Origin of the sequence: Alkalibacterium indicireducens (assembly GCF_039522005.1) — a bacterium.
GTDB classification, from domain to species: domain Bacteria; phylum Bacillota; class Bacilli; order Lactobacillales; family Carnobacteriaceae_A; genus Alkalibacterium; species Alkalibacterium indicireducens.
Map to the genome: position 1 here is coordinate 7687 of NZ_BAAADA010000196.1, position 23933 is coordinate 31619.

The window sequence follows — 23933 nt, forward strand, 5'->3', positions numbered from 1 at the left end:
CTGGAGCGATGAGTCAGTCTGCTGATATTCCTCTTATCGGAACACCTACCTTTGGAAAAGGAACGATTCAGAACATCCTTCCTCTGTCAGGCGATGGAGAAGTGAAGTTCACTGCCGGCCGCTGGCTGACAGCTGATGGTGACTGGGTCACTGAAGAACCGATTCAGCCGGATATTGAAGTGGAAATGCCTGAATATCAGAGTTTCCTGTTCATCAATCCTGAAGAAACGTATCAGGTAGGAGATGTTTCTGAAGAAATCGAAAACATCAACGGCATTCTTGATGCACTGGGTTATGATATCGGGGAAGTGGATAATTCCTTTGATACTGAGACTCAGGCTGCTGTTAAATCTTTCCAGGAAGAAAACGATCTGGATGCTGACGGCGTTGTATCCGGTACGACAGCTAGTGTTCTTATCGAGGCACTTCGCGAACTGATCAATGAGAACGACACACAATATGATAGAGCTGTAGACTTTTTATTAAATAATGAATAAAATCTATAGAGGAAGAAAGTAACGTGTGGAAGTTAATCACCTTATTTTCTTTCTCTATCTTTTTTAGTGTAGAATAGAGCTACAGAGTGAAAACACGAAGAAAGCAGGGATGACTGTGAGCGACACATCATTTGAACCTCGCAACGAACGGCATAATACAGGCAGAAACAGAAAAAAAAGTTACAAAAAGAAAAGTTTTGCCCAGGAGTTAGTCAGTACATTCTTATATATTATCGTCATTACAGGAATTTTTGTTGCTATTCGAACCTTCCTGTTCGCGCCGGTAAGTGTAGAAGGGGACTCTATGAATCCGACACTTGAGCATGAAGACAGACTTCTCCTCAACAAAGTCTCCAGTGTCGACCGGTTCGATATTGTTGTTTTTCCAGCTCCCGAAGACCCGGATAAACAATATATTAAACGTGTGATCGGTATTCCCGGAGATGAAATCTCTTACCGAGATCAGGTCCTTTATCTTAACAGCAGACCGGTGGAGGAGGCTTACGTTGACTTATCACAGGAAAGTGATGAGGTTGCGGCTTATTATAATAGTGACTTCAGCCTTCAGACGCTTGAAGGCGTTGAAAGAGTTCCTGAGGGATCGTTCTTCGTTATGGGGGATAATCGGGTCAACTCTAAGGACAGTCGCTCCTTTGGCTTTATCGATATCGATTCTGTCATAGGAGAAACAAGTTTACGGATCTGGCCGATCGACCGCATCGGTGGTCTGGATTGAGCAATGGTATGAAAGAGGATTGATAATGTGGTAATACAGTGGTACCCCGGCCATATGGCCAAAGCAAAAAGAGAATTTACTGAAAAACTGAAGATGGTCGATATTGTCTTCGAACTCGTCGATGCTCGTATCCCTTATTCAAGCAAGAACCCTGATATAAAAGAGATGATCGGAGACAAGCCTCACGTTATGGTCCTGATGAAGAGCGATCTGGCTGATCCTAAGCGAACAGCTGAATGGATCAGGTACTATGATGAGCAGGGTATCCCTGCTGTTTCGATCAACGCGCAGCAGGGACAGGGTCTAAAAGAAGTGATGCAGCTGGCTAAGAAAGTACTGCAGCCTTTCTTCGATAAACGTGAGCAGAAAGGTCTGAAAATGCGAGCGATTCGTGCAGTCTGTGTAGGAATTCCAAATGTAGGAAAATCGACGCTTATCAACCGCTTTGCACGCAAGAATATTGCCAGAACTGGTAATAAGCCTGGTGTGACTAAAGCACAACAGTGGATCAAATACGGAAAAGAACTGGAACTTCTTGATACACCAGGTATTCTCTGGCCGAAGTTCGAAGATCAGGAAGTCGGCAAGCGTCTGGCTGTTACAGGAGCAATCAAGGATACGCTTCTTCACCTGGATGATATTGCTATATATGCTATGGAATATCTGAGAGATAATTATCCAGGAGCTCTTGCTGCTCGGTATAAGCTTGATGAAGACCTTGAGACGAGTGAATCGATGCCGGAGCTGCTCATGACAATCTCTCATAAACGTGGATTTCGAGATGATTATGACCGGGCATCAAAAACAGTCATATACGAAATACGAAACGGACAGTTAGGACGGTTTACTTTTGAACGACCATCAGATATCAAAGAAAAAACAGACGATTAAAGAAATCAAGGACATGCTGGCTAGCAGCAGGACTCTTTCAGATGAAGCACTGACTGCACTTGAAGCTGATGAGCGAGCTGGTGTGAAGCAGGCTGTCAGAAGCTGGAAACGCCAGGCAGCGAAACAGGCAGAGCTTTTAACTCAGTTTGAGACCATGCAGGCATTTGAAAACCGTGCCTATGAACAGGGTGCTTCTTATATTGCCGGTGTGGATGAAGTAGGTCGAGGCCCTCTGGCAGGACCCGTTGTATCTGCAGCAGTTATTCTCCCGCCGTCACCCGAGCTGATCGGAATCAATGATTCCAAGCAGCTTAGTTTGAAGGAGAGAGAGTACTGGGTAAGTAAAATCAGAGAACAGGCTCTGGCAATTAGTTATTCGGTTGTTCCAGCAGAAGACATCGATCGTCTGAATATTTATCAGGCCACCCGTGTATCGATGACCCGTGCTGTCACAGACTTGTCGATCAGGCCGGATCATCTGCTTATTGATGCAATGCAGCTCGATCTGCCTATTGCTCAGGAGAAGATCATAAAGGGAGATGCCAGAAGCATTTCGATTGCTGCGGCGTCGATTATCGCAAAAGTGACTCGAGATGAGCTGATGTCAGATTATGATACAATTTATCCAGGTTACGGATTCGGTAAAAATGCTGGATACGGAACTAAACAGCACTTGGAAGGTCTTGAAAAATATGGGCCAACGCCTATTCATAGGCGCTCATTCAAGCCCGTCAGTACCTATTTTTAAGTTATTCCAACTTTTTTCATGAGTTTTTATCTATTTCATCAATGAGATAGATAGAAACTTTTTTTATTGGAGGAAGATAAATGATAATTGATCCGAAAGACCGTCTGTTATTCAGTCTGGCACATTGCCCATTTCTCACCTTGTCAGAGAAATGGCAGCTGGCAGCTGAAAGGATACCGGAACTGAATAAATTTGAATGGGTAGGGAAGAAAAGACGGATGGTGTCAGAGAACAAACGAGCTTCATTTTTGCGTTATGACAGGGATTTGCCTATAATGCAACTAAATGACCGCTATAAAGCCTCATCGGTTTATTTACTCTCTATATTATCATCCGACTATCCCCATAATCTAAAAGAGATCTTTGACCCGCCACTTGTCATTTTCTGTAAAGGGGACAGATCACTCCTAACCGGTAGATTACTTGGAATAGTAGGAGCTAGAGACAGTACGGCTTATGCTTCAAGAGTTCTCGAGATACTGATTCCCGACTTAAGCAAGGCTGGAATCACTGTCGTCAGTGGCCTCGCAAAAGGTGTGGACGCTGCTGCACACAGTTTGACTATGACAGCCAACGGAAAAACGGTCGGCGTTGTGGGAACAGGGTTGGATCGCGCTTATCCTGCAACTAACCGGACAGTACAGAAGAAGATGGGAGAAGAGCAGCTGGTGATCAGTGAGTATCCGTTCGGCACGCCTCCCAGGAAACACCATTTTCCGGCACGTAACCGTATTATATCCGGGCTCTCCAGAGGAATTCTCGTAGTTGAAGCGAAAAGTAGAAGTGGTAGTCTGATCACTGCACGACTGGCCCTTGAAGAGGGAAGGGATGTGTTTGCAGTGCCCGGATCTGTACTGAGTGAGCTGTCTGTCGGATGCAATGAGCTGATCAGAAGTGGAGCTATTTCCTGTCTAAAAAGTTCAGATATTTTAGAAGAGTGGGACAATTATTAGTGAAAATAATTACAATTTTTAATATTCTAAGTTGACAAATCCATTTAAGATGACATATGATGGTAAACGATTCTTTGATTGTGAAGACACTAAGTCGTGCAGTTACTTGAATACCTTGTAAAAATGGAACACAAAAGGGAGGAGCCATCAGTATGGCTTTCAAATATCTGGTGATCGTCGAATCACCTGCTAAAGCAAAAACTATAGAAAAATATTTAGGACGAAATTATAAAGTCGTTGCCAGTTTAGGGCATATACGCGATCTGCCGAAAAGTAGGATGGGTGTCGATTTCGAGAATGACTACCAGCCGGACTACATCACGATTCGCGGAAAAGGACCGGTTATCAAGGACCTGAAGAAGCACGCTAAAAAAGCGGAAAAAGTCTTTCTCGCAGCCGACCCGGACCGCGAAGGTGAAGCGATTGCCTGGCATCTGAGTTTTCTGCTGGACTTGAATAATGAAGAGAAAAATAGAGTGGTATTTAACGAGATCACTAAAGATGCCGTGAAGAATGCTCTGAAGAACCCACGTCATCTGGATGAAAACCTGATTGACTCTCAACAGGCCAGACGTGTCCTTGACCGGATCGTAGGATACCACATCAGCCCTCTTCTATGGAAGAAAGTCAAACGTGGACTGAGTGCCGGGCGTGTCCAGTCGGTTGCTCTGAAAATGATCTGTGACCGTGAAAAGGAAATTAAAGATTTCAAACCTGAAGAATACTGGTCTCTGGAAGCCAATTTTTTGAAGAAAAGAAGTAAATTCAAGGCCAATTACTACGGCTTGAATGGTAAAAAAGCAGATCTACCGAATAATGAGGCAGTCCAGGCTGTACTTGAAAAAATAGACCAGTCCGGTGAGTTCGACGTCAAAAAAGTCGTCAGAAAAGAACGCCGACGTAACCCGCATCCTGCTTTTACAACCAGTAGTCTCCAGCAGGAAGCTGCCGGCAAGATCAATTTCAGGACTCGTAAAACGATGATGGTCGCCCAGCAGCTGTATGAAGGAATCTCTTTAGGGAGAGGCGGAGCTGTCGGTCTGATCACATATATGCGTACAGATTCAACTCGTCTGTCAGAAACAGCAAAAGCTGAAGCCAATGAACTGATCGTCAGTGAGTTCGGAGAAGAATATGCGGCGTCCAAGCCGAAAAAACAGCAGAATAAAAGTGGGGCTCAGGATGCGCACGAAGCGATCCGTCCAACTAGTGCCTCAAGAAAACCTGAAGACATCAAGCAGTATTTAAGTAAAGACCAGTATAAGCTGTATCAGCTGATCTGGTCCAGATTTATTGCCAGTCAGATGAAACCTGCTGTTTACGATACGATGCGTGTCGATATCGAGCAGAATGACGTCATGTTCCGTGCGAATGGATCAAAAGTGAAATTCAAAGGGTATCAGATGGTCTACTCTGAGAGCAAGAAAGAAAAAGACAACATGCTGCCGGAACTGGAGGAAGGCGATTCAGTTAAACTGGACTCTCTGGAGCCGAATCAACACTTCACTCAGCCGCCTGCACGCTACAGTGAAGCGACACTGATCAAGACCCTGGAAGAAAACGGAGTGGGCAGACCGTCCACCTATGCACCGACACTTGAAACGATTCAGCGCAGATATTATGTCACGTTGAAGAACAAACGATTCGAACCGACTGAATTAGGCAATATTGTCAATCAGATCATCGGAGAATTTTTCCCTAATATTGTGGACGTCAACTTTACAGCTGATATGGAGAAAGACCTGGATGCCGTCGAGGAAGGGAAAAAGGAATGGATCGAAGTCATTGATCAGTTCTATCGTCCGTTTAAAGAAGAAGTCACTCATGCAGAAAAAGAGCTGGAAGAAGTTGAAATCGAAGACGAGCCAGCCGGGTTTGACTGCGAAAAATGCGGCTCGCCAATGGTCATAAAAATGGGACGTTACGGCAAGTTCTATGCCTGCTCGAATTTCCCTGACTGCCGCAACACGAAACCGATTGTGAAAAAACTGGGTGTTACTTGTCCGAAGTGTAAAAAAGGTGAAGTAGTTGAACGTAAATCCAAGAAGAGCCGAATTTTCTATGGCTGCGAACACTACCCTGATTGTGACTTCACGTCATGGGATAAACCCATCGGTCGTGACTGTCCGAAATGTGACCACTATCTTGTTGAAAAGAACACCAGGAAGCAAAGTCAGGTCAAATGTTCAAATTGTGATTACGAAGAAGCCCCGCAGAAATAAATAGATAAACTCACCTATTTAAGGCCGTTCAGATCTGATATCAGATCCTGAGCGGTCTTTTTATCAATTAAATATGCTTATCTGGAGTAATTATCCGACGTATGAGAGGGACATCTGAATCTAAACAAAGGCGTTAGAGCTTCATGCGCATTGGCCCACAATGTGTTAAAATAGGGATAGCGGAGGGTGAAGAGACATGACAAAAAAATGGCTGAATCTGTTTTCAGATTACTTGAACAATGAAAGACACTATTCGGAACATACTAATCAGGCTTATATCGATGACATTAAAGCATTTACTGTCTTCCTAAATGAAACAGGTGAAGCGGACCTTCTAGCTGTAGAACTGTCGGATGCCCGGATTTATTTGAGCTACCTGACAGACAGAAAATACTCGAGAGCTTCCATTTCACGTAAGATCTCCAGTCTTCGCGCATTTTATCAGTTTCTTTTAAATAACGAAATTGTCAGTGACAATCCCTTCTCATATCTACACGTGAAGAAAAGGGGATCCAGACTGCCGACCTTTTTCTATGAGAAGGAAATGGATGCGCTCTTCAAGGCTGCAGAAGGAGATACACCACTTGACTACAGGAATCAGGCGCTTCTGGAACTGCTGTATGGAACGGGGATTCGTGTCAGTGAATGTCAGGGGATTCAAGTAGATGACGTGGACTTCACCATGGGCATGCTCTTTGTTAAAGGAAAAGGAAACAGAGAACGCTATATCCCATTTGGACATTATGCCGGTGAAGCAATGAAAGCCTATCTGGTCAGTGGACGTGAGGTACTGATGACCCGGTACAATAAAACACATGATCATCTTTTCGTCAATCATCATGGTGAGCCGATTACACAAAACGGGATTCATTTTGTCCTGACCCAGCTGATTAAGGAAAGCAGTCTGACGAACAAAATTTCCCCGCACATGCTGAGGCATACCTTTGCTACTCATCTGCTCAACAATGGAGCGGATATTCGAACTGTACAGGAGCTTCTGGGGCATAAAAGTCTGTCGTCTACTCAAGTGTATACGCATGTAACGACTGAACACCTACAGAAAGATTACAATGCCTTCCATCCTAGAGCCTGATGAATCATTCTTATAAAATGGCTTACCTAATCAGACAGGTTAGACCTTTCAGCATCTTGCTCTTTACAATGGAAAGAAAAGGTTATACATTGGTTAGTGGAACGACGAGAAATCAAAAAGTAAAGAAAGATAAATACGGAGGTTTGAACATGACACAATTTCATGCAACAACGATTCTTGCAATCCAGCATAATGGTGAATGCGCAATGGCTGGAGATGGTCAAGTCACAATGGGTGAACAAGTTGTGATGAAAGGCAAAGCACGTAAAGTTCGAAAAATTTATAACAACGAAGTTCTCGTTGGATTTGCAGGCAGTGTGGCAGATGCCTTTACTCTTGAAGAAAAGTTCGAGGGCTATCTGAATCAGTATAATGGTCACCTGATGCGTGCTGCTGTTGAACTGGCACAGGAGTGGCGTACAGACAAGATGATGAAGAATCTTGAAGCTCTTCTTATTGTCATGAACAAAGAACAGATGCTGCTTATTTCAGGTAATGGAGAAGTAATCCAGCCTGACGATGGCATTCTAGGAATTGGTTCAGGAGGGAACTTTGCCCTTTCAGCTGCTCGTGCACTGAAAAAATACGGCGATGGTCTGTCTGCTGAAACGATTGCCAAAGACAGCCTGACTATTGCAGCAGATATCTGCGTTTATACCAACCATAATATCGTAACGGAAAAACTGTAAGGAGACGGACAATATGAGAACAAGAAAAGATTTGACCCCTAGAGAAATCGTAAGTCGCCTGGATGAATACATCGTCGGACAGAATGATGCTAAAAAAGCCGTAGCTGTTGCCCTGCGTAATCGCTACCGTCGCCTGAAGCTGGATGACGACATGCAGAAAGAAATCACCCCTAAAAATATTCTGATGATCGGTGCTACCGGTATAGGTAAAACTGAAATTGCCAGACGTCTGGCTGCGATTGTGGATGCACCGTTTATCAAAGTTGAAGCGACTAAGTTTACAGAAGTGGGTTATATTGGCCGCGACGTCGAATCCATGGTTCGCGACCTGACTGAATCTGCCGTTCAGCTTGTCAAAGAGGAATACCGCAAGAATGTTAAAGGACGTGCTGAAAAAAGAGCAATTGACCGTGTTGCTAAAGTATTGGCACCGGGCATCAAGAAAGAAAAGAGTGCGTATGACAATAATCCTCTTGCCGGCATGTTCAGAGGTATGGGCATGGACCCTAACCAGTTTCCTCATAACCAGGAAGACGAAGAGGAAACCGTCACTTCAGAAATCTCTTCCAAACGTGATGAATTGAAGGAACAGATTTCTAGAGGAATGCTGGATAGCCGTGAAGTAGAGATCAAGATCGAAGAAAAGAAAAAAACGCCTAACAATCCAATGAGTGCACCGATGGAATCCATGGGTATCGACTTATCTGAGACATTTGGAGCACTTACACCAACGAAGAAAGTCAAGCGTAAGGTGACAGTGAAGGAAGCAGTGAAGATCTTCACTGAAGAAGAAGCGGACAAGCTGATCAATCAGGAAGACATTAATGCAGACGCGGTTCACCTGACAGAAAACAGCGGTATCATCTTTATTGATGAGATCGACAAAATCACGTCCAAAGGTCAGCAGAACAGTGGTCAGGTATCGAGAGAAGGCGTACAGCGAGACATCCTTCCAATCGTTGAAGGATCAAGTGTCCGTACAAAATTTGGAACAGTTAACACTGACCATATCCTCTTCATCGGTTCTGGTGCTTTCCACTTGTCCAAGCCAAGTGATTTGATTCCTGAGCTTCAGGGACGTTTCCCGATCCGTGTCGAACTGAACGACTTGACGGCTGATGATTTCGTCAAAATCCTGACAGAACCACAGAATGCGCTAGTCAATCAGTACCGGGAACTTTTGGGAACTGAAAATATCGAAGTTGTCTTCACGATGGATGCGATCGAAAAGATTGCCCACATCGCTTTTGAAGTCAACGAGTCGACAGAAAATATCGGTGCCAGACGTCTGCATACGATTTTAGAACGTCTGCTGGAAGATCTGCTCTTTGAATCCCCTGATATGAGCATGGGCGAAGTCAAGATCACTGAGAAATATGTAGAAGATAAAATCGGCCACATTGTAGAAGACAGAGATCTCAGCCGTTACATTCTGTAAATTGGCCGAAGAAAAGTGGGGGACAGATGAGGGATAAGTCAGTTGATGGGCTATCTAAAAAAGAACTGATCGACCAGATCGACTCACAGGCGATCTTTATTCAGGAATTGCTGAAAGAAAAAGAGGCGGAAGTTCGGCTGGATTATCCCTGGAGAGGAAACCTGGGGCACTGGTACTGGAATGTTCAGACCAATGAAGTCATGTTTAACCCGCTTAAGGCACAGGCTCTGGGATACACCAAGGAGGAACTGCCAGTAAAGGTTCCTTATGATTTTTTTACCAGCCGACTGCATCCCGAAGACTATGACCGGATTATGGAACAAATGTCCGACCATCTCAAAGGGCTTACGCCGGTATACGAAGTGGAATACCGGATCCAGGCCAAAGATGGCAGCTGGAAATGGTACTACGATAGGGGAAAAGTGACCAGAAGACTAACGGACGGGTCCCCACTCTTTGCGTCGGGGATCGTGTTTGACATCACGCACAGGAAAGAAAAAGAAGGAAACCTTGAAGATCTGGCAGCTACTTTGATTCAGCTGATGGACCAGGATGACTTGACAGGCATCTGTAACCGACGGTCGATTATGGGACAGCTTAAGGCGCAAATGTCCTTGAGTGGCATAAATAAGAAGTCTCTAGTAGCTGCCATGGTCGATATCGATGACTTTAAGCAAGTCAATGATAATAAAGGTCATGTCTTTGGGGACTATGTTCTTAAGGAAACGGCCAGGACGCTGCAAGACAGCTTGTCAGACCAAGGAGTGGCCGGCCGTTACGGAGGAGAAGAGTTTCTTCTGATTCTTCCTAACTGTTCTGTAGAAGAAGCAAAGCTAAATGGCTGCCGCCTGGCAGTGATTCACAATGAATTTCTGATGAATGAAGCTGTTTCAGTCAGTATAGGGTTTACGCTTTATGAAAGCGGGCAGACGGTTGAAGAATTGGTTACATGCTCAGACCGTAATTTATACCGGGCCAAGGCTCAAGGCAAAAATTGCGTAGCGGGCCCTTTTCTAGATCCAGTCCACTAAACTGGATAGCGGGGTCAGAAATTCTGATCCGCATTAGCTCCTTTATCTTATAGAAGAATATAAAGAAAGCCGGCAGGAATATTTATTCCTGCCGGCTTTCTTTATTTCTTTTCCGGATATATGACCCGATTAGCTGCCTGAACGGTTCCGTCCAAATGGCACACGATTTTCTTCACCTTTTCTTATCCGCTCAATATTTGACCGGTGGCGGACCAGGACCAGTACCATGGCTGTCCATATGATCACTGCAAAGATTAAATCACCTAAAAACAGAGAAGCCAAAGCGGCAATCACTGCTGTGATGATACTGGCCAGACTGACCATGCTGGATGTATATAAAATGCTTCCCCATATGATCAATAACCCTAAAGCGAGTAAAGGCTGAGCGCCGAGCACAATTCCGGCGCTTGTAGCGACGGCTTTCCCACCTTTAAAACCGGCAAATATCGGATATACATGCCCGATTACAGCAAAGATACCAGCAATCATCGGATGAAGGGAAAGACCGAACCAGACAGGCAGAAAGGCTGCAACCGTACCTTTGGCTATGTCCAGAATCAATACAACCGTCCCGGCATTTTTCCCAAGCACTCTAAACGTGTTGGTCGTTCCGGAGCTTCCGCTACCGTGCTGTCTGATATCGGTCTGAAAAAAAAGCTGGCCTACCCACACCCCTGATGGGATCGAACCCAGCAGATAGGCCATAATGATTACAATAATTTCCGTCAACTTATTTCCTCCTTAGCTGATGCACTCCACTATTAACCAGTTTACCATGATTTTTACTGATGTGAACAGGTAGGAACTGTTTTTTATAATTCTATGAATTTAATGAGGCAAAATAAGGAGACGTATGTTATTTGTTCACAATCTATGCTATACTTTTTTTAATTGATAATCTTTCTCAATACGGACGAACGCATAAGAGTAGGAGTTTTTCACATGTCATTTATTCATATCAATAATCTGACCAAACGCTTCGAGGGGAACCTGGCTCCTGCGGTCGATCAGATCAGTTTCAGTATAAATAAAGGAGAAATCGTTTCTTTGCTTGGGCCAAGTGGATGCGGTAAAACTACCGCGCTGAGAATGATTGCCGGCTTTGAAAACCCTTCTGGGGGTACGATTCAGGTCGATCAGAGGTATATCGTGTCTGAGTCCGACGTGACACCTGCAGAAAAACGGGGGATCGGCATGGTTTTCCAGGAACATGCTTTGTTTCCTCATATGACTGTGGCTAAAAATATCATGTTCGGTCTGAAGAACATGAGAAGAAGTCAGAAAATTAAACGGGTCAATGAAATGCTTGAACTGGTCGAACTGGAAGACTATGCGGATATGATTCCGTCCAGACTGTCAGGAGGTCAGCAGCAGCGTGTAGCGATCGCACGGGCGCTTGCACCTAAGCCACACGTTATTCTTCTTGATGAGCCCTTCAGTAATATTGATGCCAGTCTGAGAGAAAAAATGCGGTTCGATATTTCTTCGATTCTCAAGAAGGCTAATGCGACCGCAATCATTGTCACCCATGATCAAAAAGACGCCTTTGCCGTCGCTGATAAGATCGTAGTCATGAAAGATGGAACGATCCAGCAAGTTTCCACGCCGAAAGAACTATATCGCTGTCCTTCCAACTGCTTTGTCGCTCAGTTCGTCGGGAAAACCAATCTCCTTCAGGGTGTGGTCAGTAAAGACGGCCAGAGTATAAACACTAGTGTTGGAACGTTTGATCAGCTGGAAGGGATCCTTCAGCCGGCTCTGTCTAAGGTGATGCTGTCTATTCGTCCTGAAAACATCGCGGTGTCTGAAACGGGCAGGTACAGCGGTTGTGTTGATCGGATTGTCTATGGGGGCGATTCTCAGGAGATCCATCTGACAGCGGAAGGTCATAGTAGCTTGGCTCCGACACCCTTGCTCATTAATGCACCGATAAGCTTTGATATAGAGGTTAATGAACAGGTAAGGTTTGATATATCAAGTAAAGACATTACCGTTATCGAATAATAATGAACATTGACTTGTGAATAGACAAACAAAAGATTGACGTGCTCAAATGTTTCGAGTATCATTTTAATTGAGATTGATAATCGTTCTCAATTAAAATGATAAGGTGGTCATGATTTATGAATAACTCAATGTTTAAGCTTTTATTTGCAGGTGCGTCATTAACTGTACTGGCGGGTTGTCAAAGTGAAGGAGCAACGGATGGAGAGGCTCAGGAACTCGTTGTCTATTCCTCCCGAAACGAGATTTTTGTTGGAGATCTGCTGGATAAATTTGAAGAGGACACGGGTATAGAAGTGAGTGCCCTGCACGGTATCGAACCGCTTCAAATCATGGAAGAGAGCGGAAATGTCCAGGCAGACGTCTTTATTTCAAATGACATTGGATCTATGGAATATTTAGCAAGAGAAGACCTGCTGCGTCCGACAGAGCCTGAAAATGTGGAGTCCATCGAAGCAGCCTATCGTGCAGAAAACAATGAATGGATTGCTTTATCTTCCAGAGCGCGTGGATTTATTTACAACAAGGACATGATTGACGAAGCGGATGTACCGAGTCGGATGGAAGATTTGCTGGAAAATGACTATTCAGATGTTTCGAATGGTTTTGCAATCACTCGGGGCGGAAATGGTGGCATGATTTCCAATGTATCTGCCTTAAGACACGAATGGGGCGATGAGAGAACACGGGATTGGGTCGATGCTATCCAGGAAAATGCAGCAGGTATCTTTGAGGGGCACGGAGACATTAGAAGAGCTGTTGGTGAAGGGGTTCATGCCTTTGGCTTGGTTAACAACTACTATTATCACCAGCAACTGATGGAACCTACCGCTAACAACGTCGGTTTCGTATATACGGACCAAGGTGAAGGCGAAATGGGTGCCATTGTCAATGCAGCGGGTGTAGGCCTTTTGGAGAACAGCCCAAATCCGGAAGCGGCTGACATCTTCCTTGACTGGTTGATGGAAGAGGAAAATCAGCTGGCCTTTGTCGGTGAATCGCTTGAAGTTCCGATGAACAGAGACCTCGAGCCTCCATTTGAGCAAGCAGTCAGACTGGATGAGCTTCAGCTTCAGGATATGCGGCTTATGGAACTTGGAAACTACTTTGAAGATACACGCAACCTCATCGAAGATGCAGGTTTAGACTTGAATCTAAGATAATCAACCAGTAAGATTAAAGCTTATCAGGAAAAACAGTATGGGGCAGGTGGAAAAATGGCAGTTAGAAAAACAGCAGATGATCATAAAGGCCGCAAACTGACCTCTATGATCAGAAAATACAATCGTCATTTTTGGAACGGGAATGTACCTAATGTTTCGCTGCTGCTTGCTGCCATAAGTGTTGCCCTTGTGATGTCTATTCCGCTGATTTACGTTGTATACCAGTCCTTGACGGCAGGAAGGGCGAGCTGGCTCAGACTTATCGGTACGCGCATACCCAATCTGCTCTGGAGGACGCTATCGCTAGCCACTTCAGTAACAATCGGCAGTATAGTTATCGGCGTAGGTCTGGCGTGGCTAATTACACGGACCGACCTGCCAGGCAGACGAATCTGGCGCTGGCTTCTGGCTGTTCCGCTTGTCATTCCACCTTACATTGGTGCAGTGGCGTACATCAATATCCTTGGGCCGAGAGGCATGCTTTTCAGGTTGCTGGCTAGGCTTGGAAGCGACCAGCTGAATCTGTCCTACAACGTGTTCTCTTTTTCAGGAACTTTGCTAGTTATGACTTTGTTTACCTATCCTTATGTTTTTCTGATTACCAGTTCAGCTTTTAGAAAACTGAGTCAGACCTATGAAGAAGCAGGCAGGTCGATGGGGCGAGGAGCATTCTATATTTTTCTCAAAGTCAATTTACCGCTAATCCTACCGGCAGTGGGTGCCGGGGGGGTGCTGGCTTTCCTGTATGTGCTGGGCGACTTTGGTGCCGTCTCAATGATGCGCTACGTGACGTTTACTTCAGCCATATTCTTTCAGCGTGTCGGTTTTGATATCCCGTCAGCCGCTGTGCTGAGCTTGGTGCTGATTGCCTTGACTGTTCTCGTTCTGATCATTGAAAAAGCACTTCGCCGAAAAAAAGTGTTTTATCAGTCCAGTGGAACGGCTCGGGATGTACGCCTATTGAGATTAGGCTGGGGCAAGTATCCTGCATTGTTCTTTGTCGGTGGGATATTCTTCTTATCTGTATTTCTTCCAGTAGTGGTACTGATTTACTGGACAGTGATTGCGGCCGGTCAAGGTCTGATCAACAGCTCCTTTGCAGGCTACATGCTGAACAGCTTTACAATTGCCAGTTTTTCAGCCCTGTTCAGTATTATTCTTTCGGTGCCGATTTTATACCTTTATTCAAGAAATCCTTCACCAGTCAGTAACTTTATATACAAGTCCAGCTACACAGGCTACGCTTTACCTGGGGTGATTGTTGCACTTGGACTTGTGTCTCTTTTCAATAATCATATACCCGTGCTCTATCATACCGTTTTCTTGCTGATTATTGCTCAAGTGATCCGGTTTATGCCTCAGGCACTGCAATCAGGCGAAGCGGCAATCAATATGATTTCTCCTCGCATGGATGAGTCAGCTCGAAGCCTGGGTTATTCTACCTGGAAAGTCATCTTTTACGTCACGTTACCCTCTATGATGCCCGGTCTTCTGGCAGGCGGGGCTCTTGTTTTTGTCAACACGATTCGAGAGCTGCCCGCGACGCTTATGTTGAGACCGCCGGGTTTTGAAACGCTGGCTATCCGGGTCTACTATCATGCCTCAGAAGCTATGTATGCTCAGGCAGCCCCCGGGGCATTGCTGATCATAATCATATCCATCATTCCGCTGCACTTGTTACTGAAAAATTACTGAAACTATTATACAATCATGCCTTTCTGCTGGGACAGTTGCATTTGCACACTGACTTCCATGCAGGGAGTGTATGATTTTTTTTAAAAAAAAGGATCCTGGTCCTGAAAGAAGGTAAATACATAAAAACATGCGTTCGCTTCCTTATTGAGTTTTTAGGTTCCCATTTTTATGGTATCATAGTAATGGTTGCTTGAAATGTTTATAACAATCGAATCAAATGAATAACTTTGCGAGGGGTAGTGTCAATGGCAGCAAATAAATATGATGATACATCAATTCAGGTACTTGAAGGGCTTGAAGCAGTCCGAAAGCGACCGGGTATGTATATCGGATCGACAGACTCAAGGGGGCTGCATCACCTCGTTTACGAAATCGTGGATAATGCAGTGGACGAAGTTCTGGCCGGATTCGGTTCCGAAATCGATATCACGATCCACAAAGACAACAGTATTACCGTCAAGGACAATGGAAGAGGCATGCCGACAGGGATGCACCAGTCAGGTGTCCCGACGATCCAGGTGATTTTCACTGTGCTTCATGCCGGGGGGAAGTTTGGTCAGGACGGAGGATACAAGACATCCGGTGGCCTACACGGCGTAGGGGCTTCGGTGGTAAACGCGCTCTCCGAATGGCTGACAGTGACTGTCCGGCGCGACGGTCACGAATATGTTCAGAAATTCAAAAACGGCGGGAAACCGGTCGGTAAACTTTCTAAAAAAAAGGTCGGTAAAAAAGGATCCGGGACGACGGTACAGTTTAAGCCGGATCCGCAAATCTTCTCAACGATAGAATATTCTTTCAGTGTCCTCAGCGAGAGACTTAGGGAATCTGCCTTTTTGCTGAAGGGCGTGACCATCAATGTGTCTGATGAGCGCAAGGAGGCGGAAGAATCTTTTCACTATGAAGAGGGGATCAAGGAGTTCGTTCATTACTTGAATGAAGAAAAGGACACACTGTCCCCGGTCGCTTATTTCGAAGGTGCGTACAAAGGGATCGAAGTCGAGTGTGCTTTCCAGTACAATGACGGTTACTCCGAAAACCTTTTAAGCTTTGTCAATAATGTGCGCACAAAAGATGGGGGAACCCACGAAATCGGTTCAAAGACGGCTATCACGAAAACATTCAATGAATATGCAAGACGAGTCGGCCTGTTGAAGGAGAAAGACAACAATTTGGAAGGAACGGATGTCAGGGAAGGAATCGCAATCATTCTTTCAGTCCGCATACCGGAAAGTCTGCTTCAGTTTGAAGGTCAGACCAAGAGCAAGCTGGGTACTCCGGAAGCACGGACCGCTTGCGATACAATCATATCGGAGCAGTTTAACTTCTTCCTGGCTGAAAACGGCGAAATGAGCCAGCAGATCGTGCGTAAAGCCATTAAGGCTAGAGAGGCTAGGGAAGCCGCCAGAAAAGCCAAGGAAGACTCCAGAAACGGCAAAAAGCGCAAACGCAAAGAGACCCTACTGTCCGGCAAACTGACTCCTGCCCAAAGCAGAGACGCCAGCAAAAATGAACTTTATTTGGTTGAGGGAGACTCAGCGGGTGGTTCAGCCAAACAGGGACGGGACAGAAAGTTCCAGGCCATACTGCCACTTAGAGGGAAAGTCATCAATACTGAAAAAGCAAATATGCAGGACATTCTGAAGAACGAAGAAATCAGTACAATGATCTATACGATCGGCGCTGGTGTCGGTCCCGAATTCGATTTGAAGGACTGCAACTATGACAAGATCGTGATCATGACAGATGCTGATACGGACGGAGCCCACATTCAGGTGCTGCTTCTGACATTCTTCTATCGGTACATGAGACCACTGATCGAAGCAGGAAAAGTCTATCTTGCACTTCCTCCTCTTTACAAAGTATCTAAAGGTAAAGGGAAGAGTGAAGTTATCGAATATGCCTGGACTGATGAAGAACTGGACAAGCTGCTGAAGTCATTTGGCAAGAACTACATGATCCAGCGATATAAAGGACTGGGAGAAATGAATGCCGACCAGTTGTGGGAAACCACGATGGATCCCTCTACCCGAACGCTGATCAGAGTAACGATCGACGATCTCGCCCAGGCAGAACGCCGCGTGTCTGTTCTGATGGGGAATAAAGTCGATCCGAGAAGAAAATGGATCGAAGACAATGTCGAGTTTTCTCTGGAAGAAGAAGGAAGCATTCTCGAAACGAACGAGGTTATGGATGAACTCGAAAATACAATCCAATAGCAAGAAAGGTTTGAATGATTGACATGACAAAAGATCGAGCAGAAGTACAAGAACTAACCTTGGAAGAGGTCATGGGTGACCGGTTCGGCCGGTACTCAAAATACATTATTCAGGAACGGGCCCTTCCGGATATCAGAGACGGACTTAAACCTGTTCAGAGACGTATCCTTTACGCCATGTTTTCTGAAGGCAACACTCAGGATAAAGGGTTCAGAAAATCTGCCAAGACTGTCGGTAACGTCATCGGTAACTTCCACCCGCACGGCGACAGCAGTGTATATGAAGCAATGGTAAGGATGAGTCAGGACTGGAAGATGAAGACGCCACTTATCGATATGCATGGGAACAACGGAAGCATGGATGGCGATCCACCTGCAGCTATGCGTTACACGGAAGCGAGACTGTCTAAAATCGCCTCTGAACTGCTTAAGGATATCGATAAGGAAACGGTCGAACTGGTACTCAACTTCGATGATACGACGAACGAGCCAACTGTTCTTCCAGCTCGTTTTCCAAATCTCCTGGTTAATGGAGCAACAGGGATTTCTGCAGGTTACGCGACGGACATCCCGCCACATAATCTCAAAGAAGTGATCGATGCCTGCGTGTATCTGGTGTCTCATCCTAATGCATCAATAGATAAGTTGATGGACTTCATCAAAGGCCCTGATTTTCCTACTGGTGGCATCATTCAAGGAGTCAAGGGGCTTAAGTCTGCTTATAAGACTGGCAAGGGGAAAATAGCCGTCAGGAGCAAGACTGAAATCGAGTCTTTGAGAGGCGGAAAAGAACAGATCGTCATTACAGAGATCCCGTATGAAGTCAACAAAGCGACCCTTGTGCGTAAAATGGACGAGATACGTTTAAATAAAAAAATTGAAGGCATAGCTGACGTCAGAGATGAAACGGACCGTACTGGCCTGCGTATCGTAATCGAGCTGAAAAAAGATACACCAGCAGCGGGAATCCTGACTTATTTGTTCAAGAACACAGATCTTCAGGTCTCCTATAATCTGAACATGATTGCCATCAGTGACAGACGGCCTCAACAAGTTGGCATTAGAGAAATACTGAATGCCTATCTGAAGCATAAGCGTGATGTCATTATTAAACGTACGAAATTCCTGTTAAGCAAAGATAAGAAACGGGCCCACATCGTTGAAGGTCTGATCAAGGCTATTTCCATTCTAGACCAGGTGATCAAGACGATTCGACAGAGTGCCAACAAAGCTGATGCCAAAAACAATATCATCAAAGCCTATGATTTTACTGCCATGCAGGCAGAGGCGATTGTCAGTCTGCAGCTTTACCGCCTGACTAATACAGATATCACACAGCTGCAGAAAGAGGCAGAAGAACTGAATACCCGGATCGATGAATACAATAAGATCCTGACTGACGAAAAGACACTGAACAACGTCATTCGAAAAGAATTGAAGGAAATCGGTAAGACTTATGCCCAGGACCGTAAAACAGTCATTGAAGAAGAAATTGAAGAATTAAAAGTAGAAAAAGAAGTGCTGATTGCTGAAGAAGAAGTGATTGTTTCTGTCACCAGAGATGGCTACCTTAAGAGAACCAGTCTGAGATCTTACGGAGCATCTACTCCCGAAGAAATTGGACTGAAAGAAGGAGACTACTCGCTCTTTACAGAAAAGATGTCGACGCTCGAGCAGGTTGTCCTGTTTACTTCCAGAGGGAACGTGATCAACCGACCAGTCCATGAAATTCCAGATATTAAATGGAAAGATCTTGGTCATCACATATCTCAAAGCATAGGCCTGGAACCAAACGAGAAAATCATTGCAGCCTACGGACTGGATGACTTCAGCGACAAGCAGCGTTTCGTCTTTATCACCAAGGAAGGCTACATCAAGCAGACCTTAGTATCTGAGTACGAACCAAAACGGACTTACCGCTCGCGGTCTGCTACAGCAGTCAAACTAAAATCAGCAACTGACGAATGTCTGTCCGTCTATCTAATTGACGATGACAGTAAACTGGACGTCTTCCTGATTACTCACCTTGGATTCGGCTTACGTTATAATTTAACGGAAGTGTCTACAGTAGGTGCCGGAGCTAGTGGAGTAAAATCGATCAATTTGAAGAAAACTGATCATGTGGTAAACGGAATCGTGTTCAACCCTGAAGAAGGGAACAAGAGCATCATGTTGGTAACACATAGAGGTGCAGTCAAGAAAATGAATGCGAAGGATTTCGACCTGATTTCTAGAGCGAAGAGGGGACTGCTGGTTCTAAGAGAACTGAAGAACAAACCTCATCGAGTGTCTCTTGTAATCGATGTAGATGACGATCAGAATGAATGGACGATCGTCACGGACAAGAATACCAGTCAGCTTCTTGTGCCGAAAGACTATTCCTACAGTGACCGTTACAGCAACGGATCTTTTATTTTTGATGAAGATTCTGACGGAACACCAGTGGACGCCTACAAGGCAAAAACAGTTGAAATCGAAAAAGATGAAAAAGATAGTTAAGTAATTTGTGCATGACGTGAAATAAGGCTGGATACCAGCTATAATTTTGATTTTCTGAACGACTACAAAAGACGAGCGGCCTTTCTATTGATGAGGAAAGCGGCTCGTCTTTTGTTTTGATAAAATCTACCAGTGGTCATTTAAAGCATTCAGTTTTTTACTAATTTCTTAAGCCTGTTCAGGTGGGCGTCTTCTTCTAGGACAATCAGTGTCTGACCCGGTTTGAGCATATACTCTTTCGTCGGATTGAATAGGATTCCGTCCGTCACATTGTCATTTTCCTTGACTGCAACGATGATCAGATCTGTCTGTTCAGGGATATTGGCAACCATCAGTATTTTATGACTCAGCCTTGAGCCCTCATAGGAGCGACTTCCTGAAAACCGACAGTGGACATCGTTATTAAAGTCATGTAGATGGCATCCATCAGACTGATATTCAGAAGAAGCGAATAGCCGATCGTTTCAACGATAACAATAGCTATCAGAAGATAAAATATAAGAAATATCCGTTTGCGCTGCTGCAATGGGTCAGCTCCTTTCTATGGTCTTTTTATCATTTTAACATGTCTATCAGAGAGTGAATAACCGGAAAGCGGAAAATCATCCCTGTTAACATAACTTTCAGCAATCAGTTGTACAGTCTAGATCTACCTCAAGCAGTCAATCCAAAGATGAAGTAGAAGTAGAAAGATTCTCTTTCTACTTTGATCCAACAATTCAGCCTTGAAATGAAGCTAGACGACGGCTAGTTCCAGTTTACTGTAAAGGATCATGCGGTAGTTTCCATTAGGAGAGGTCTAAGAGAAGGATATCAATCATGAAATAATATAAGCTACATGTAGAAGGGGTCTAGTTGTAGCATACTTACTTGACGACTAACTAAGCTATAACTAAAAAGTCTTTATTTATATTTGAGATATCTGAATAAGCACGAAACTGTCATTACCGCTCCTTTAATTGAAGCTTAAGTCATGGCTGATTAATATGCTCTCGTTAGAAAGACCTGCTCAATAATAAAGTTATCTGTCAGCAGACCAGGGGAGACAATTGAAACTGACTGATCTACAAAAAAAGACAAGACCGAGTGATCAGTCTTGTCTTTTAAATTAAATTTACCTATGCAATGATTTAGCCTCTAAAAGCTGCACGGTAAACTTCTGCGAGCTCTTTGACTAAAGGCATTTTAGGATTAGCTGTTGTACATTGATCTTCAAATGCACGCTCAGCCATATCGTCAACAACTGCTTCGAAAGCTTTTTTATCAACACCGTTATTTTTGATACCCATTGGAATCTCCAGTTCTTTAGCAAGATCATAGATGGCTTTGATCAGACTTTCGACACCTTCTTCAGTCGTGCTGGCTGGAAGATCAAGTGCTTTTGCGATCTCAGCATAGCGTACATCTGCGATAAAGTGCTCATATTTAGGGAAGGCAACGAATTTAGTTGGCTTCTTGGCATTGTAGCGGACCACGTGTGGCATAAGGATTGCATTGGCGCGTCCGTGAGCGATGTGGAATTGTGCACCCAGTTTGTGTGCCAGACTGTGGTTGATACCCAGGAATGCATTCGCAAAGGCCATACCGGCAATTGTTGATGCGTTGTGCATCTTTTCTCTAGCTACTTCGTCATCACCATTGTGATAAGCAGCAGGCAGGTACTTGAATACCAGCTGGATTGCTTTGATTGCCAGACCATCAGTGTAGTCGTTGGCCATGTTTGACACATAAGCTTCGATCGCATGAGTCAGGACATCCATACCTGTATCAGCTGTAACCACTTTTGGCACACTCATGACAAACTGAGGATCAATAATCGCAACATCCGGAGTCAGCTCGTAGTCTGCCAAAGGATACTTGGTTGATTTTTCAGTATCAGTAATAACGGAGAATGACGTTACTTCAGAACCAGTACCAGATGTTGTAGGGATTGCTACGAACTGTGCTTTCTCTCCAAGAGTAGGGTACTTGTAGACACGTTTTCTGATATCCATAAATTTCTGCTTGATGCCGTTGAAGTCTGTATCTGGGTGCTCGTAGAACAGCCACATTCCTTTAGCTGCGTCCATTGGAGACCCTCCACCTAAGGCGATGATGACATCCGGCTGGAAAGCAGCCATTGCTTCTGCGCCTTTTAGAACTGTTTCTTTAGATGGATCCGGTTCAACGTCTGAGAATATTTCGCAGTGAACATACTCCTGGCGGTTACGCAGGTGATACAGGACACGGTCAACATAGCCCAGTTCAACCATCATAGGATCAGTTACAATGAACGCTTTCTTAATGTCGGGCATTTTTGCCAGATACTGAACAGAGTTACGTTCAAAGTACACTTTTGGTGGAATCTTGAACCACTGCATATTGTTTGTACGTTTCGCACGTTTCTTCACATTGATTAAATGCATAGTACTGACGTTAGTTGACACTGAGTTTCCTCCAAACGATCCACATCCTAGAGTTAGGGAAGGGAGAAAAGCATTGTAGATGTCACCGATAGCACCTTGAGATGACGGTGCGTTGACAATCAGACGACCCGCTTTCATTCGACTGTCAAACTCGCTGATAACCTGGTCGTCGTTGGAATGGATAACTGCTGAGTGACCTAAACCACCATACGCAAGCATTTCTTCAGCACGTTTGATTCCTTCTTCAGAACTATTGACTTTGTAGGCAGCCAGTACTGGGCTAAGTTTTTCTCGTGAGAGAGGGAAGTCTCTTCCGACACCAGGGTATTCAGCAACAAGAATTTTCGTATCTTCAGGCACGTTAACGTTTGCCATTTTAGCAATCTGATATGCTGAGCGTCCCACGATATCCGGATTCAAGTGATTATCTTCTGAAACCATCAGCTGCTCCACTTTAATGCGTTCCTCTTTAGTCAGGAAGTGGCAGCCGTTGTCGATCATCTGTGATTTCACTTCTTCATATACTTCTTTATCAGCGATGACAGCTTGTTCAGAAGCACAGATCATTCCGTTATCGAATGTTTTGGAAAGAATCAGGTCGTTCGTTGCTCGTTTGACATTTGCAGTCTTTTCAATGTAGCAGGGGACATTACCGGCACCAACACCAAGAGCAGGTTTTCCTGAGCTGTAGGCTGATTTAACCATGCCTGATCCGCCAGTTGCAAGAATAGTAGCTACTCCGTCGTGTTTCATCAAAGTCTGTGTCGCTTCGACAGACGGTTTTTCGATCCACTGAATACAGTTTTCCGGTGCACCTGCTTTAACTGCTGCTTCGTAAACAGCACGTGCCGCAGCTGAACTGGATTTCTGAGCAGAAGGGTGGAAAGCGAAAATGATCGGGTTACCTGTTTTAATAGAAATCATAGATTTAAAGATTGTTGTGGAAGTAGGGTTGGTTACTGGTGTAACTCCGGCAATGACCCCGACCGGTTCAGCAATTTCAACTGTGCCTTCATGAACGTTCTCATTTATTACACCGATTGTTTTATCATGTTTGATGCTGTGGTAGATGTATTCTGAAGCAAAAAGGTTTTTGATAATTTTATCTTCATATACACCACGACCAGTTTCTTCTACAGCCAGCTTAGCTAAAGGCATATGCTGATCAAGAGCAGCCAGAGCCATTTCCTTCACGATGTTATCGATTTGTTCCTGATCGAGTTTGTACATATTATCGAGAGCTGCTTTAGCTTTCGTGACTAACTGATCGATATCTTTCTGTACATCTGTTACTTTATTAGTTTTGTCTAATACTTTTACCATAATGGGTTCCCTCCATTTAGTTAGTGAAGTATTGAGCAAGTTTAGATTAAAATAAGTCTTTCTCCAATTTTACCGTCTTATAAAGATGAAAAATGAAGAAAGCTTGTATGCTCAACACTTGGATTGTTTTTATCTTTTTACAAGCACATCATAACACAGTGAAATCGCTTGCTAGAAATTGAAATTGTGTCCATTTTGTAACACATTGTGATAAATTGAACAAGTGTAACGGGACAACCATCTCCTTACTAATCGTCATTAAATGTTCAAAGATTCACTTGTATAAAGTGAGCTAATGTGATAAAATGAACATGTATAAAACGTGAAA

19 protein-coding genes are annotated in these 23933 nt (G+C 44.4%); 15 read left to right on the plus strand and 4 right to left on the minus strand.

Annotated elements, in window-relative coordinates:
* The 10 genes from ABFX15_RS10845 to ABFX15_RS10890 all read left to right on the plus strand — a co-directional run.
* On the plus strand, positions 1 to 497 hold a 497-nt coding region (locus ABFX15_RS10845; protein WP_346025426.1), incomplete at its 5' end, for a peptidoglycan-binding protein.
* Between the two features lie 115 nt (positions 498 to 612).
* The gene (gene lepB, locus ABFX15_RS10850; protein ID WP_346025427.1) at positions 613 to 1233 is read left to right on the plus strand and encodes a signal peptidase I; all 621 of its coding nucleotides are present in this window, start codon (positions 613 to 615) and stop codon (positions 1231 to 1233) included.
* Between the two features lie 27 nt (positions 1234 to 1260).
* Positions 1261 to 2124: a ribosome biogenesis GTPase YlqF gene (gene ylqF / locus ABFX15_RS10855; protein ID WP_346025428.1), complete on the plus strand. Its 864-nt coding sequence runs from the start codon at positions 1261 to 1263 to the stop codon at positions 2122 to 2124.
* 13 nt (positions 2125 to 2137) lie between these two features.
* Positions 2138 to 2872 (plus strand): ribonuclease HII, encoded by a 735-nt coding sequence (locus tag ABFX15_RS10860; protein WP_091268170.1) that lies wholly within the window; start codon positions 2138 to 2140, stop codon positions 2870 to 2872.
* Positions 2873 to 2952: 80 nt separating this feature from the next.
* Positions 2953 to 3825: a DNA-processing protein DprA gene (dprA, locus tag ABFX15_RS10865; RefSeq protein WP_346025429.1), complete on the plus strand. Its 873-nt coding sequence runs from the start codon at positions 2953 to 2955 to the stop codon at positions 3823 to 3825.
* 152 nt (positions 3826 to 3977) lie between these two features.
* Positions 3978 to 6047, plus strand: coding sequence for a type I DNA topoisomerase (gene topA, locus ABFX15_RS10870; protein WP_346025430.1), 2070 nt, complete (start codon positions 3978 to 3980; stop codon positions 6045 to 6047).
* A gap of 196 nt (positions 6048 to 6243) precedes the next feature.
* Positions 6244 to 7140: a tyrosine recombinase XerC gene (xerC, locus tag ABFX15_RS10875; RefSeq protein WP_346025431.1), complete on the plus strand. Its 897-nt coding sequence runs from the start codon at positions 6244 to 6246 to the stop codon at positions 7138 to 7140.
* Between the two features lie 149 nt (positions 7141 to 7289).
* Positions 7290 to 7829 (plus strand): ATP-dependent protease subunit HslV, encoded by a 540-nt coding sequence (hslV, locus tag ABFX15_RS10880; RefSeq protein WP_091268314.1) that lies wholly within the window; start codon positions 7290 to 7292, stop codon positions 7827 to 7829.
* Positions 7830 to 7842: 13 nt separating this feature from the next.
* Positions 7843 to 9267 carry an ATP-dependent protease ATPase subunit HslU gene (hslU, locus tag ABFX15_RS10885; protein WP_346025432.1) on the plus strand — a complete coding sequence of 475 codons (1425 nt, stop codon included), beginning with the start codon at positions 7843 to 7845 and terminating at the stop codon, positions 9265 to 9267.
* Positions 9268 to 9293: 26 nt separating this feature from the next.
* Positions 9294 to 10298, plus strand: a complete 1005-nt coding sequence (locus ABFX15_RS10890) for a sensor domain-containing diguanylate cyclase (RefSeq protein ID WP_346025433.1) — start codon at positions 9294 to 9296, stop codon at positions 10296 to 10298.
* Between the two features lie 129 nt (positions 10299 to 10427).
* Here the strand turns inward: ABFX15_RS10890 and plsY are convergent, their stop codons facing one another.
* The gene (plsY, locus tag ABFX15_RS10895; protein WP_346025434.1) at positions 10428 to 11027 is read right to left on the minus strand and encodes a glycerol-3-phosphate 1-O-acyltransferase PlsY; all 600 of its coding nucleotides are present in this window, start codon (positions 11025 to 11027) and stop codon (positions 10428 to 10430) included.
* A gap of 213 nt (positions 11028 to 11240) precedes the next feature.
* Between plsY and ABFX15_RS10900 the strand changes: the two genes are divergently transcribed.
* The 5 genes from ABFX15_RS10900 to parC all read left to right on the plus strand — a co-directional run bounded on the left by ABFX15_RS10900 (position 11241) and on the right by parC (position 19877).
* A complete protein-coding gene (locus ABFX15_RS10900; protein WP_346025435.1) occupies positions 11241 to 12302 on the plus strand; it encodes an ABC transporter ATP-binding protein in 1062 nt (353 codons plus the stop codon).
* A 119-nt stretch (positions 12303 to 12421) separates the two neighbouring features.
* Positions 12422 to 13465 (plus strand): extracellular solute-binding protein, encoded by a 1044-nt coding sequence (locus tag ABFX15_RS10905; protein WP_346025436.1) that lies wholly within the window; start codon positions 12422 to 12424, stop codon positions 13463 to 13465.
* A gap of 54 nt (positions 13466 to 13519) precedes the next feature.
* Positions 13520 to 15160, plus strand: coding sequence for an ABC transporter permease (locus ABFX15_RS10910; protein WP_346025437.1), 1641 nt, complete (start codon positions 13520 to 13522; stop codon positions 15158 to 15160).
* 245 nt (positions 15161 to 15405) lie between these two features.
* Positions 15406 to 17379 carry a DNA topoisomerase IV subunit B gene (gene parE, locus ABFX15_RS10915; protein ID WP_346025438.1) on the plus strand — a complete coding sequence of 658 codons (1974 nt, stop codon included), beginning with the start codon at positions 15406 to 15408 and terminating at the stop codon, positions 17377 to 17379.
* 23 nt (positions 17380 to 17402) lie between these two features.
* Positions 17403 to 19877, plus strand: a complete 2475-nt coding sequence (gene parC / locus ABFX15_RS10920) for a DNA topoisomerase IV subunit A (RefSeq protein WP_346025439.1) — start codon at positions 17403 to 17405, stop codon at positions 19875 to 19877.
* A 149-nt stretch (positions 19878 to 20026) separates the two neighbouring features.
* Here the strand turns inward: parC and ABFX15_RS10925 are convergent, their stop codons facing one another.
* The 3 genes from ABFX15_RS10925 to adhE all read right to left on the minus strand — a co-directional run bounded on the left by ABFX15_RS10925 (position 20027) and on the right by adhE (position 23605).
* Positions 20027 to 20209, minus strand: a complete 183-nt coding sequence (locus ABFX15_RS10925) for a TrkA C-terminal domain-containing protein (RefSeq protein ID WP_346025440.1) — start codon at positions 20207 to 20209, stop codon at positions 20027 to 20029.
* Between the two features lie 14 nt (positions 20210 to 20223).
* Positions 20224 to 20403, minus strand: a complete 180-nt coding sequence (locus ABFX15_RS10930; RefSeq protein WP_346025441.1) for an ion channel — start codon at positions 20401 to 20403, stop codon at positions 20224 to 20226.
* A 604-nt stretch (positions 20404 to 21007) separates the two neighbouring features.
* Positions 21008 to 23605: a bifunctional acetaldehyde-CoA/alcohol dehydrogenase gene (gene adhE, locus ABFX15_RS10935; protein ID WP_346025442.1), complete on the minus strand. Its 2598-nt coding sequence runs from the start codon at positions 23603 to 23605 to the stop codon at positions 21008 to 21010.
* Between the last annotated feature and the right edge of the window lie 328 nt (positions 23606 to 23933).